This window comes from Methylobacterium sp. P3_A11, from assembly GCF_056403155.1.
On the sequence record NZ_JBFUGA010000006.1, the window covers coordinates 14,316 to 27,971 of the forward strand.

Here is a 13,656-nt window from a genome sequence, read left to right on the forward strand (position 1 = left end):
ACGAGACGATCAAGCCGTGGCGGACTTGAACCGATGCAGCGCAACAAGGTGAGCGCCGTCTTCACGCTGGCCCGGGTCGCCGCTGACCTCGGAGCAGACGAAGACGCCCTGTTCGACATCATCGTCGACATGGAGCCTGAGGACGGCCTGATCTGGGTCCACGGCCTGGGCGACGAGGCGTGCCCCGCATTCACCCGCGACGGCATCGACGAGATCAAGGCGCGGATCGCCGCTCACAGAGCGGAAAGAGACCTGCTGCCATCTAAACCGTAGCCCCCGCGTCCTTCACCGGACGGATATGGGCATGGTCCCAGCCGAACGGTTATCCTCGAACGACATATCTCCAGCACGCCAATCGAACAGGCAGAGCGTCGGGTCACTCTCATACGTCCCGCCATTCGGCGGAAAGGGGTGGCGCAATACGGACGGCTGGCCCCTTACGTCGATGAGCGCCCCGGCCGCTGGCGAGGGGGCGGGGAATAACTGGTGATCTGCCCGACCCCTCCGATCCGCGCAGCCGAAACGGTCACCGTCACGGCACAAGCGGCTCAACCGCCCCGCCCTGCGAGATCTTTGCTCGCTCGACTTCAGATCGGCGCCAACCTCATCCCATCGCGGCGGCTGCCTACTTGGCTCCAGGAGCGCGGCCTTCGTCTAAAGATCCGGCGATGATCTTTACAAAATTATCATACATCGGACCTTGTTCGAAATTATTCAGGGCGAAATCAACGGTACTGCGACATAGGGTTTCGTACCCTTCCGGGTCGGCTACAATTTCGCAAATTCTCGATGCGAAGTCGGAATAAGCGCCACTTCGGACTAGAAAGCCGTTCGCCCCGTTTTTGATCAACTCTTTAATGCCTCCGATTGCACTACCTAAAACGGGCACGCCGAGCGCGTTTGCCTCCATGATCGCATTAGGACGCCCATCTACGTGGGAGGGAACTATCAGTAAATCGGCGGCAGCCATTGCCTGTCTGACATCATCAACAAAGCCAACGACTTTCACATTGCCGCTTGGAAGGTACCGGTTGACCTCCATCATTACGGTGTCGAGCATAGGCCCACCACCAGCGATGAAAAAGCCGACATCCGAGCGACGAGAGAGTACTTCCCGAGCGATCTGTAAAAAACCCAGTGGATTTTTCTCGGGAGACAACCGACCAACGTATCCCACGATAAACGAAACCGAATCATCGAAACCGAATCTGGAACGGAACGCGGAGACAGCTTCCATGTTCATTGCGCGGCGGGAAAATCGATCCAAATCGATTCCGCTGGATAGTATAGAAATGTTATCTTTGCCGACCCCGCGGTCGGATAGAAATGACCACATGGCCTCACTCTCGACGATATACCTGTCAATATATGGCGAGAACGTCAGTGATAGGCGAGTATGGCCCGTCGTATTAAACAGCTGATCGATCACGAACAGATTTTTAAACTCGCTTTTCAAACGAGGAAGCATTGGATAAAGATCGGATGCGCCCGCAATCAATAAGGTGCCCGCGCCCCTTGACCTGATTAAATGCGCTATTAGGTCCGGATAGGATTGTTCCTCAGAGACTTGATATAGACGTAAGACACTTTCAGCCCTGCGAGACCATGGACCATTGTCTTCCGCGTAGCTCTTCGGCGTCGGATGCTGGACCGTTAATAATGCCGAAACTCCGCGATTTTTCGCCTGATCCATGAGGCGTAGAGTCAGGTTGTCCCGGACCAAATAAGGAAGGCAGCATAGGACTCTAGCTTTGCAGCCTTCGGGTACTTCTGACTGCATGAGCCAAGATGATGCAGACCCACCCGGCTCGGCGTCGAGACGCCATTCCATTCTATCCGTCATCCGCGGCCGCCCTGCGAGTCGAGACCGCCATGGAGCATCGTTGACCGGCCTTATCTGGCGCCCTTCTCCTTTTCCGAACAATACATAATGTAAAAGGGGGTTTATTTTCGCATGAGCCACATCAGAGTTCTCGGCGAGGTACCACCGGGCGTCGAAATAAACACTTGGACTGCGCCCCTCAAACCCGCCATATTTTAGGAAATGCCAAATAGGATCGACGTCCTGTCTCGCAAGGTCGGCATTCTGCGCAAGGTAGTACTCTGCATCGAACAAGGCGCTTGAAAGCAGATGCGCCTCCTCCGCGCCTGAAACCTCGCCGTTTTTCCCCCAGCGCGACCGACCTTCCGCTCTTCCATATCTAAGATAGTGAACAAGAGGATTTATGTGAACATCTCGTACATCGTCGTTTGCTAGCAAGTAGCGGTCTAGACGAAAATATTTGCTGACTTCTCTAACCTTCTGCCAGCCGTGCTCGAGAAAATCAGAAAGTGCATCGGTTGTGGGCTGCCCGCGGAAGAACCAATTGGCTCGATACAGGTCATAATCAAAAAATTGTGAGTTCTCTACGAGTTCTCGATCTGAATATGCCGATTGATCGCCGATAGTAAAATACTTACCGCGGCCGCTTTGCGGCGGTTCACGGACTCGGTCCAAATATCCGCCCACTTCTTCGACGGACCCGTTCGGGATTGAACTTTGTGCAAGACGCGAGAACCGCCTACTCTCGCCCAAATCACGTCGATCTGGACCAAGCCTATGCCAAAAAATTCGGCGCCCGCCGTTGTTGCTTTGACTCTCCCGCCCGAAAATCTGCTCCGGATGAACTAAGGCCTTTAAGGCTAAGGCGTATTCCGGAGGTGTCGACGCGAAAATCCGGGCCAATGCGTCGTTGAATGGGTCCTGGTCTCGACCGGCGGTCAGCCGACTTCCGGCTGATGAAATGGGTTTTGTGAATTTAGATGGAGCTGATTGCGGTGCGCCTCGTATTGCGAGGTTCGATTGCTTTCCGTACTTGGCAAGGCGGATACCCACCGCTGGACTTTCTGGCCGATACAAAAAGGGAGTCCCGCTGCCGAGACAGCTGTGAGCTAAGTTGCTCTCCAAGTTCGGTTCAGGGTCGTAGAATATGACATCGGGACGAACTCGGGCCGCGTGGAAACCGGTCCTTTCGCAAAAAAAGGGGTCAGGAATGTAGTCGACGCCTGGGAAGATGACGAGATATTCGCCGGGCGCGTTAGATAATGTATTCAAAATCCGCGCCGTTATTGTGGTACTTTCGGCGGCGCGCTGGTGCTCTATCGGCAACAGCGAGTTTTGCGCCGGTAGCGAGTGTGCCCGGGAGTCGACAATGAGTTTGACCGGTGAGATCGTCTGAGCCGCGCACGCTTGCACAAATTGTTGAAAATCTGATAAGTCCTTGCACTCATCGGTTATAAGCGCGAAAGTAATTCCCATTGCGCCGCGGCCTTCATCCTGATTTCGGGTCTCATCATTCGCGGCAATTGCCGGTTTGGACATTGCTGACATCTCCTCACCGGAGGTCATTCGCGCGCAACTGCTTGGCGATCCGTCCAAACCAAGAAAATATATTCGTCGATTTCAGGCGCGTATCGAGTTGATGCGATTTATGTTGTGAATCCATCTGGGATATTAGTGTGTTAACTGTAGCGGAGAGGCGTGTAGTTGTTTGAAGCAGCGACCTAAACTCGAGGCTTGCGGGAGAGTAGCTCAGCGCTGACTCAAGAACACTTCCCGAGAATAGGTCGGATGTGGCGGCAAGATCTCTGAATTCCCTATAGCAACTCACATTTGAGGGAGGGCTCGTGATGACCGACAGTAGACGCATTCGCCTCTCAAATGACATCTCGGCGTACTGATCATGCGCGACGATTTGCGAAAGCCGCCCCGCCACCTCTTGGAAGCGGCGCTGACGAACGAGCACTGGCATTATCCATTTCCAGAATATGTATGAGAACTCGATGAACGTCTCCTCCGGGTTTTTGTGCGTTATGTTGTTGTTGTGCACTCGATAACTTAACAGCTCTTCGGGCAAGGTGAAAATTTTATATCCCCTCACCATAAAACGAGTAAAATGCTCGTAATCTGGGGCGTAGATCATGCTTGGGTCTAAGGTTCCTACTTCATCGTGGGCGCGCCGCTTCATCATTACTGCGGAATGCGCAACATAGTTGCCCGACAGCCAGTTCGTGAGATCATTCAGATCGCGGTCTTGGTTAACCCATTGCTGTTGAATATTGGGCGAGGGTACGAGATCTCCTTTGCCATCAATTGCGTCTATATATGTGCTTAGGAGGTCGTATTCGGGATTTTCCCTGAAAAAATCGAGCTGCTTGCGAAATTTGGTTTGATGCGGCACATCGTCTGCGTCGATTGAGCAAACGAACTCTCCTTTCACGTATTTGTAGGCTTCGGCGTAGGCAGCGCATGCCCCTCGATTTGCTTCTAAAGCGATGACTTCGATTCTTTTGTCTCTCTGCGCGTAAGTGCGTGCGACATCGACAGAGTCGTCTGTAGATCCGTCGTCAATGATTATGTGTTGTATATTATCGTGCGTTTGGCTCAGAACTGCTTCTATCGTATAGGGCAAAAAACGCGCGTAGTTATAGCTAAGCGTTATGACCGATACCAGTGGATTACGTTCGATGCTTTCCGTTGTCATTGCAAGGCTCGTTCCCTTGTAATCTGTTTCGAGATGCTGCGCAGGTATTTTGCAGAGAGGCCGGCTTTAGTCGGCATATTCCTGCCGAACCGTCTCAGGTCTTGTCATTAGTCTTGCCTCGGTTGGAGGTCGGCTCAACGAGTCGCAATTACGACGGATGACGTCTCCATTGGCTGCTTCGCAGACTGCGGCTCTCCCCGAGCATTAAAACTCCGCGGCTCCGGGGTGGGAGCCTTGGCGGCGCGTTTACCTTGCGCCGCGACATGCGTCAAAATCTGAAGGCGGCGTTTGCCTCGGCTTTGCGCCTGGCCCTGTTCAGGGGGGTGCTGTAGTGGATGTGCCCGAAGGAATTGCGAAGTTATTTTCCTAAAATGGAGTATTCTCTGTATGGCAAGGTCGATCCTCGCAGCGCGGGATTATCGATTCATTTTGCTGATACCCGGGGTGGCTGCGGAACGCGGGCGCGAAGGTCTGCTGTTTGGTACCGTGGCGGACGTGCCGGCGGCCTGTCATCTTTTGGTATCGGGCGAGGTGGCACTCAGAGCCGCACTCTGAGCTCGCGACGGTACCTACCGGGCCGCGGCGTGACGGGTAGCGCTTTTGTAGCTAAGTCGACTCCGTTTGGTTCAATGCCGATGGCTTTCTGCTATGTAGAACGCCGGGCTAGTTCTAGCCCACGAATGATTTGTTCGCGAGATATCATGTAGTTAGCGTGGAACTGATGTGTCTTCTCGCCTTTGACGGTCGATCCTCGCATGAAAAAAAGCTTCGCGCCGCTTGACTCTATCATGCTTGTGTAGCCGCGGAAATTAAACGACGGGTTTCCGTGGATCAGCGCGATGACGCGGGCGCTCGGATTGCAAAAAATACAATTCGTCAATGCTGAACTGGCCGATCCAACGACCAGATCCGCTGAGTAGAAGAGCGCGATTTGTTCTATGAACGACAGCTTCTCAGGGTATACGACGTCGAAGCCGTGACGCTTGAGAACTTCGATGATCTCAGGCTCATTAATGAGCTGACGCTGTGTGAAGCCCTGCCGGGAAAGGAAAATGCGTCGTCCTGCCGAACGCAGTTCAATACCGCGCGCCGCAATCTTATCAAGGAGGGCGCGCCGCATGCGCGCCAAGACATCCATCGGCCAGATCGCATCGTACACCGTTTTTCCGATCCGTGTGTCGAACGGAAAGAAGGTTGGAACTGGAGCGATGCCGAGTTCTCCGAATCGTGTGGCGATCGCCGGTAGCGGCTGGATCGCGCGATCGCGTTCGTCGAGTAATTCGACAATCTGTCGGTGCGTCGCGGGCATGTGATCGTCGATGCAGATCGGAAAGCCGGATGGTGTGGCGCGGTCGTTGAACCACAACATGCGTGGAACAAATTCCAGGAGCCAATGGCCGTAGTTCTTGCTCTGCAGTCCGAACATCATCAGCCCGGCATCGAGCGTCATCGGGTCACTCGGCTGTTCAATCAAGGCGCGGGTAGCGCCGTAGACCGCCGTCATAATCTGGTCGGGGTTCACGCCGTCCTTTATGTCCGCGATGCCGCTCAACTGATGGGCGGCAAGATCATAAATTAGGCGGCCGCCTTTGAGTACGAGGTTGCTGCGCGGAAAGGTCAGGCAGTTTCTAAACCGAGCGACGTATTGTGGTGGCGCGTCGAGGGTTCCGCATTGCGAGGTCAGCGCGACTGGGCCTTCGAGGAACGAGATCTCCGGCTCGGAGATCCGACGAGCGCCGAGTAGCTCGTGATATGCACCCTCTCCTTCAGCCGCGGCCTGGTGAGCGGAGACGATGTCGTATAGACGCAGCGGACCGAGTCCAAGGACGTGGCGGGTTCTCTCGTGGAGCGCCTGCGCTTCCTCGTACCGGCCCTCCTCAGCGAGCGCATTCATCTGCAAGATTCGCAAGTTCCGAATCTTGCGCTCGAGGGTATCGCCGTCGATCGTCAGCGCCTGACCGCCTAACTGGTCCCGCGCCGTCCGGGCGAGCAGGTAGCTGCGCACTGCGCTCTCGATATCCCCGGCGAGCTCGTAGTGCCAGGCGATGTGAATCAGCGACGGATCATCCGTACCGCGATCGTGATAGGCCGCCCCGACCTCGCGCAGTTGGTGGAGTAGCCCTTCCACTTCGTCGAATGCTTTGCGCCCGCACAGGTCGACGATGCTCGCCCGGATGGCGGCAAGGCTGTACTGCGAAGTGCGAGAACGTGTCACCCGGGCCGCCAGTCCGTAGGCACGCGCTGCGAGATCGAGCCTGTCCTCACTCTGGAACCGGAAACCGAGGGTGGCGAGGTGCTGGGCGTAGGTCTCCGGCCTATCGTTGGCCAAGGTGGTGAGGCAATCCTCGATTGAGTCGAGCGCGGCGGCTCCGTTCGTTCGATTGGCCTGTGTCAGGATCCGTCGAAGATCGCCTATCATCTCGTCTTGACCGTTCCCGTCAACGCTCCGAACGACGCGCGCCGCACTCCTTAGCTTAACGCGCAGCCAGAGAACGCTTCACGCAGTCGCATACCGCGCCGATCTGCTCCAGCGTAATTGCGGGGAAGAGCGGCACCCCGATCGCGCCTGCGGCGACGGTCGCGGTCTGCGCGAGGCCGTCGTGGCGACAAGTCGCAAATGCGGGGTGCGCTTGGCAGCCGGTCCCATACCAGCGCCGCCACTGGATTCCCGCTGAGTCGAAGCCTGTCGTCACCGCTTCGGCGGTCTCGGGGTCAAACAGTGCGCTGATCGTCATGGTCAGCCACTCCGTCCCGAAGCCTGGCTGCATCCGCACGCCGATCCGGCTTAGCCCCTCGACATACGCGAGCGACGCTTTCTTGAGGCACCGAGTGCGCTCTTCGAGGCTATCGAACACCGCCAACCCGACAGCGGCGGCATATTCAGAGATCCGATAGTTGCCACCGCGCACCTCCGAGACGCGGCTACCCGCAGAGAAGCCGAAGCCCGTCATGGCGGTAGTCTGCGCTACGAGATCAGTGTCGGTCGTGAGGATCGCTCCGCCCTCTCCGATCCCGAGTGCCTTGGTTGCGTGAAGGCTCACACAGATCGGCTGCGTGCCCACCCGATGCAGGTTGAGCGTGGCGGCGGCTGCATCAAACACCACCGGGATTCCATGCGCCGCCTCGAACGCCTCCCAGGCGGCGATGTCGATTGGCGCGCCGTAGGGGCTGACCACCACCACTGCGGCGATTTCGCCCTCGGCCGCCGCCAGGGCCCGCGCGGCGATGGCGGGCGTCAGCGCCAGCGTCTCGGGGTCGACGTCCGCGAAGAACGGCTCCAGGCCGACATTGACCGCCGCATGCGCGGTGGCGACGAACGTATAGGCGGGCATCAGGCAGAGCCGGCCGCTCCGGCCGGCGATCCGGTAACGCAGAGCAAGCTCAATAGCGGTCGTTCCGCTACCAGTAATCGTTGCCGCCACTGGTGCGCCTTCAGCGCGTTCCGAGACGAAGCCGCAGAGCCTATCGGTAAATTCGCGGGAGAGCGGTCCGTAATTGCTGTAGATGTGCGATTGATCGATCCGGCGTAGGTACGGGACGATCGCATCCGTCTCCGGCATGCTTGGAACGAGTACTGGAATCATTTTAGAAATGCATCCTGGTTGCCGATCGCCACGAACCCTCATCCAAACGCCCGGCGGCGAAGGCTGCTATACATGGCCCGCCCTGTCGGCGGAAGGCGCTACCCGCTGATTAGGTATCTCTGCAAACTCGCTTGAGCCAAGGCGTGATCATGTTGAGTGTGACTCTGATGAGTAGCTGATGGCCTACTTCTCGCAGCCGGTGGCAGTGCGGCGGTACTGTTTGAGCCGGCCGATCATCCGTTCAAGGGCGTTGCGGTATCGATGGTCTGCTCTGACGAAGCCGGGCTGGCGGGCTGAATTAGCTGCTATTCCCTGCCGGCCTCCAAACACGCAGGTGCCCTCAACCCCGGCCAAAGCGTAGCAATGCGCCTTTGTCGCTCGTGCATTCAACGTTAGCCGCTCATGGCGCTCGCCGGCCGTCAGCACTGCCGCGATCGGCCCTCCGCTGCCCACAGCGCGCAGGTGGAGCTCGGTCGAGGACCCGCCCTGGCTGAGGCCGAGCGCCTCGCCGACTTCCTCGATCGCACCCTCAATCCCGACGGCTCCCGGGCGGTGTGCTCCGGCGGCGGGCCGCTGGGCGCGCACCGCCGTGGCATCCAAAAAGTGCAGGTCCCGATCGAACATGCCCGCTGCCGACGCGGGTAGAGCCGGCTCGACACCGTGCCGACAGGGCCGTGGCGGGCCAGTAGATCCTCCCAAGGTGCGCCGGTGCGCAGGATCCAGAGCATGCCGTTGAGGATCCGGCGATGGTCCTGGGCAGGATCGCCCGTCCGCGGCTTCTGAAGGCGGCAACGGGGCGATCTGCTCCCGCTGCTCAGCGCTCAGCCCAAAGCGTTGTGCCCGCCGCGCATGGGCTTGCTCCCCCTGCTCGCGAGCCCTTTGCAGAGAGCTCTAAGCGTGCCGCAAGGGCCGGGCCGGATTGCCGATCACCGTCTGGCCCGGAGCCACGTTCCGGATCACGACGGCACCGGCGCCGATCACTGCGCGCGCGCCGATTCGGACCCGCGGGATCACGGAGGCACCCGTCCCGAGAAACGCGCCCTGCCCCACGCTCACATGGCCCGCCAAGTGGACCCCTGGACTCAGCGTGGCAAAATCATCAAGCGCGTTGTCGTGTGCGATCGTACAACCGGGGTTGACCAAAACGTGCTCTCCGAGCCGCGCATCCGCCGTGATGGAGGAATGGCCGAGAATTACCGCGCCCGCGCCGATGCGGCTGCTGGCGCCGACCAGAACCCCGGGATCGATGATCGAGGCGAATCGAGCGCCGATTTCCGTCTGCAGATGCGCGACCGCTCGGGCTCGGGACTCGGGCTCGCCGAGGGCGACGACGAAACGCAGATTGTCGGCACCCGCGAAGGTGCGCACATCCCGCACGACAGGCTTGCCGCGGAACGTCTCTGGCGAATCGATCCCCGGATCGACGATGCTTGCCTGCAACTCGATCGCGGTCCCGTCTGCATTCAGCCGTGCCAAGACGTCCACGATCTCGCGCGCGAGGGCGCCCGCGCCGTACAGGACGAGGCGGACCGTCATAGCGCCGGGATCCGTGACGCGCTCTCAATGCAGCTCCGCCCGGGCGGCTGCTTGTCGCTCGGGTAATCGTCCATGCGCGGGATCCCTGCCTGTCCGGTGCGCTGCCCTACACGAGATCTCGCTCGCCCTCCAGCGTTGGCGTGTCGTCGAAAGCGACTCGTAGCCCTGGGGCGCCTCGCCATGGTGCCCCCATTCCAGTACATCGCGCAACGGCGCGCCGCTTGATGAGCGCGGGCAAGCGGGTTCGATTGGGCACAGAACGGATATGAGGCCGACGAAGACGTTCCTCGACTTGATCCGAACGGTCAGTCGCGACAACGCTTCGGACGTGATCGGACGGCTCCGTGCCGTGGTCGCCGCCGAAGATCGCGCGGGCGCTCGGCTCGTCGCCATTCGGCGACACCTCGAAGCTCTCACGTTCCGGCTCGAGGGCGATGACCAACTCGGCGCCGCCGCTGACACCTACGATCTGATCGGGTCGATCGTCACGAACGATCGTGACCGCTGGATGCGCGCCGCCGCCACCGCGCGCCTGCGCGACCTCTGCGGGCGCGGCCGCTTCGATGAGGCCGCCGCCTACGTCGCGCGCCTGCGGGTCGACGGCGACGCGCCCGCGCTGATCCACGACGGCGTCGCGACCTTGCTGCAGCTTGGATGGACGTATGAGTGCCGGAACCAGCCCGAGCCATGCCTCCGATGCTATCATCTCGCCTACGCGCTTAACGGCGGTGACGCGGGCGTAACGACGGAGGACGGCGACCGTCTCAGCACCAAGGTCAAGAACCTGCGCCGCCTTCTCCTCGATGCCCTGCTGGAGGGTGGGCGTTTCGACGAGGCGATCACCCTGCACGAGGGGACGCGCCAGGTCACCGGTTCCGGCCCCCTGGCGGCCTACGATATCGTGTCCGTCCAAGCCCTCGCGGCGGCTGGCAGCGCCCGCTACACCGAAGTTTTGTCGGAGCGTCGTATCGCAGCGCCCGAACTGCGCTTCTGGGCACCATCCCCCCCGTTGCGTTCAGAGGCCGGCACCCTGGACGTACCGGCCCAATATCTCGCATTTCTCGAGGGGGTGCGTGCATTTCCGCGCAGCAACGTCGTCGTCGTCGGTGACAAGCTAGTCTACGACCTCGCTGCCCATCCGCGCCGACCGGACATCCTGCTGCAGGACGGCCTCAACCCGGACCAGATCATGACCGCCGCGTTCGGCGCCACGCGCGCGCTCGTGGAGGTTCCCGAGGACGCCTGGACGGTCGAAGCTGGGCTGATGATGTTCGGGTTCCAGAGCCGGAACTATGGCCACTGGCTCCTCGAATTTGTGCCCCGAATGCTCTGCTATAACGACTCGCGCTGCCCGGATGGGATTCCGCTCTGCATCGACGAGCACATGCCCGCCTCCCACGAGGAGATCCTGCGCCTGATCGACAGGCGTGACCGGCCCGTAATCAAGCTGCCGCCCAGGCCGATCGAATTCGGGCTCCTCGGGATGGCGCCGGTACCGGCCTTCTTCCCTTTCGACATGAGGCCCGGCCGTCCCTTCTACGACACCGTCTGGCCGGCCGACATCTTCGTGGCGGTGCGCCAACAGCTTCTCGATCGCGCGCGTGAGCGCGGCCTTCTCTCGGGTCGGACCGACCGGCGCCTGTTCATCTCGCGCGCGGCCTTCACTCAGCGCGCCCTAGTGAACGAGGCGGAGATCGCCCAGCGGCTGCAACCTCTGGGCTTCGAGGTAATCTACCCGGAGACGATGTCGTTCCTCGAACAGGTCGAGGCCTTCCACTCGGCCGCCATGGTGGTGGGCTCATCAAGTTCGGCGCTCTGCAACGCCCTGTTCTGCAGGCCCGAGTGCCGCATCCTGGGCCTGATCCACGAGGAGCTGTCCTTCAACTTCCGGGGCTATACCAGCTTCATCGAGGCCGGTGGCGCGCGGATCCTGTTCCTGCGCGGCCGCACGCTCCCGCGCCCAGGCGTGCACGCCTTCCACGTGAGCTACACGGTCGATCCCGGAAAGGTCGTAGCCGCCGTGGCGGCGCTCGAAGCCGAGATCGCCACCGGTGTGGCGGCCGGGTTCCCGGGTGCGGCGGACGACCGGCCGATCCAGGTGCCCCGTCGCGACGCATTCCCGCCTCGGGACCAGCAGACCGCGGAGTTCGCCCGCGTCGATCCCGACCGGCGCGCGCGCGTCACGACGCTCGCGGCCAGTCCGCCTAAGGGCCCTGAGGGTGAGCTCAGCGCTCCGGAGACGGCTTACCTAGCCGGCGAGCCGCATCCGGATCCGCGAGTCTGCGCGTCGCCGAGCCTCGCCGCCTTCATCCGCACTTGGAGTGATGGGTTACCGCGGGAGGCGCGCGAGGCGCTGATCCGGCCGCTCATCCCGCGCCTCGTCGACGCGCGCGACTCGGAGGTGCTGGAGCGGCGGCGGGTCGCCCTGGTGGCCGATTGGCTCGTCCGCACCCACCTGCCGGCGTGGTTCCGCCTCGCCAAGCTGAACGTCGAGGGCGACGCGCTCGCCGGTCTGCCCGAGATCGAGGACGTCACCGGTCTCGCAATCCTGTGCGATCATCTGAAGCGCGCGCGCAAGCGGGCGGCGATCGCGAACCTGACCCTGCGGCAGACGGGGCCGCTGGCCCGGGCTGCGGCCTGGGACGCGACCCATCGGGCTGCGTGGGCGACCATCCGGGACGACCTGGGGGCCGCCGGCCCGCGGATCCTCGCCGCCGGCTGGGACGCGGCCTACGCGGCCGCCTATGCGGCGGCCCGGGCCTGCCAGAAGGTGCCTCTGGAGCCGACACGGCTCAAGTTACAAGCTTCCGCCCTGGCGCTGGTGGAACGCATGATCGAAGTGCGCGAGGCAGAGGCCGCCGAAACGGGCCGGATCGCGGATGTCGCTTCTCCGGCCGGCGCATCGCTTCAACACGCGGCCGAGGCACGGGCATGAGCCCGCACCCCGAGGGCCGGCCGGTGGCAAAGTGCGACGCAACGGAGCCGCCGACGCCGTCGCTCGCGGGCGCCCGCTGCCTCGTGCTCGGGGGTGGCGGATTCCTCGGACTGAACCTGTGCAACCGTCTGGCCGAGGCGGGCGCCGAGGTCACGTGTTTCAGCCGCAGCCACCCGCAGCCCGAGGTGCTGGACCGGCGCGTCGCCCGGGTGACCGGCCAGTTCGCCGACCGTCTCGCCATCGCCAATGCCGTCGAGCGCCAGGACGTCGTCTTCCACCTGATCGCCGGTTCGATCCCGGAGAGTTCAAACCGGGATCCATCGGCGGAACTCGCGGCCGCGCCGATCGCTACCCTGCACCTACTAGAGATCTGCCGCTCGGCTCGGGTCAAGAAGCTGGTGTTCTCGTCCTCCGGGGGTGCGATCTACGGGGTTCCGCGCGCCATCCCGATCCCCGAGCAGGCGCCGACCGATCCGATCTCGGCCTACGGCATCAGCAAGCTGATGATCGAGAAGTCGCTCTACCTCTACCGGCATCTCTACGGAATCGATTACCAGATCCTGCGGATCGCCAATCCGTACGGCCGGTTCCAGCTCGGCACCAAGCACCAGGGGCTGATCGGCAGCTACATCCACCGCGTCCTCTTGGGCCTGTCCCTGGAGGTCTGGGGCACCGGCGAAGTGGTGCGCGACTTCCTGCACGTCGACGACGTCAGCGACGCCTTCCTCGCCGCCGTCACCTATGACGGTCCCCACAAGGTCCTCAACGTCGGCAGCGGCGTGGGCCTGAGCGTGAACCAAGTCATCGCCGAGCTTGAGGCGGCCTTCGGGCGAGACCGCCTCCCTTGCGTCTACAAGCCGAGCCGGGCTGCCGACGTGCCGGCCAACGTCCTCGACACCGCACTGATCCGGTCCGAGTTCGGCTGGCAGCCGCGCGTTGCCCTGCGCCACGGGCTGATCGGGACAATCGCTTGGATGCAGGCGCACCTGGCGGATATGCGCGCGGGCTCCGCCGGTACGCACGGTATCCGCGAGGATTGATGCAGTCCTCACGGCGCGGTGTACGCTCCGACGCAGCC

Annotated in this window: 8 protein-coding genes and 1 pseudogene; 3 read left to right on the forward strand and 6 right to left on the reverse strand. The window is 61.4% G+C overall.

The genetic code is table 11. The features are described 5' to 3' along the window. Positions 1 to 33 precede the first annotated feature (33 nt). Positions 34 to 273 carry a hypothetical protein gene (locus tag AC1DXK_RS03275; protein WP_477296815.1) on the forward strand — a complete coding sequence of 80 codons (240 nt, stop codon included), beginning with the start codon at positions 34 to 36 and terminating at the stop codon, positions 271 to 273. A 352-nt stretch (positions 274 to 625) separates the two neighbouring features. Here the strand turns inward: AC1DXK_RS03275 and AC1DXK_RS03280 are convergent, their stop codons facing one another. From AC1DXK_RS03280 to AC1DXK_RS03305, 6 genes and pseudogenes are all read right to left on the reverse strand, one after another. Beyond that, positions 626 to 3,361, reverse strand: a complete 2,736-nt coding sequence (locus AC1DXK_RS03280) for a glycosyltransferase family 4 protein (RefSeq protein ID WP_477296817.1) — start codon at positions 3,359 to 3,361, stop codon at positions 626 to 628. A 13-nt stretch (positions 3,362 to 3,374) separates the two neighbouring features. Further along, positions 3,375 to 4,523 (reverse strand): glycosyltransferase family 2 protein, encoded by a 1,149-nt coding sequence (locus AC1DXK_RS03285; protein ID WP_477296819.1) that lies wholly within the window; start codon positions 4,521 to 4,523, stop codon positions 3,375 to 3,377. Positions 4,524 to 5,169: 646 nt separating this feature from the next. Next, positions 5,170 to 6,942, reverse strand: a complete 1,773-nt coding sequence (locus tag AC1DXK_RS03290) for a glycosyltransferase family 61 protein (protein WP_477296821.1) — start codon at positions 6,940 to 6,942, stop codon at positions 5,170 to 5,172. Between the two features lie 55 nt (positions 6,943 to 6,997). Beyond that, complete coding sequence (locus AC1DXK_RS03295) at positions 6,998 to 8,107, reverse strand: DegT/DnrJ/EryC1/StrS family aminotransferase (protein WP_477296823.1); 1,110 nt, start codon at positions 8,105 to 8,107, stop codon at positions 6,998 to 7,000. 109 nt (positions 8,108 to 8,216) lie between these two features. Beyond that, a pseudogene (locus tag AC1DXK_RS03300) lies at positions 8,217 to 8,992 on the reverse strand (transposase). A 6-nt stretch (positions 8,993 to 8,998) separates the two neighbouring features. After that, complete coding sequence (locus tag AC1DXK_RS03305) at positions 8,999 to 9,643, reverse strand: acetyltransferase (RefSeq protein WP_477296824.1); 645 nt, start codon at positions 9,641 to 9,643, stop codon at positions 8,999 to 9,001. A 265-nt stretch (positions 9,644 to 9,908) separates the two neighbouring features. Here AC1DXK_RS03305 and AC1DXK_RS03310 point away from each other — a divergent pair, with 265 nt between their 5' ends. Further along, a complete protein-coding gene (locus AC1DXK_RS03310; protein WP_477296826.1) occupies positions 9,909 to 12,578 on the forward strand; it encodes a glycosyltransferase family 61 protein in 2,670 nt (889 codons plus the stop codon). Further along, on the forward strand, positions 12,575 to 13,618 hold the full coding sequence (locus tag AC1DXK_RS03315) for an NAD-dependent epimerase/dehydratase family protein (RefSeq protein ID WP_477296828.1): 1,044 nt from the start codon (positions 12,575 to 12,577) through the stop codon (positions 13,616 to 13,618). The genes AC1DXK_RS03310 and AC1DXK_RS03315 overlap by 4 nt, the downstream gene beginning before the upstream one ends. Positions 13,619 to 13,656: the final 38 nt, after the last annotated feature.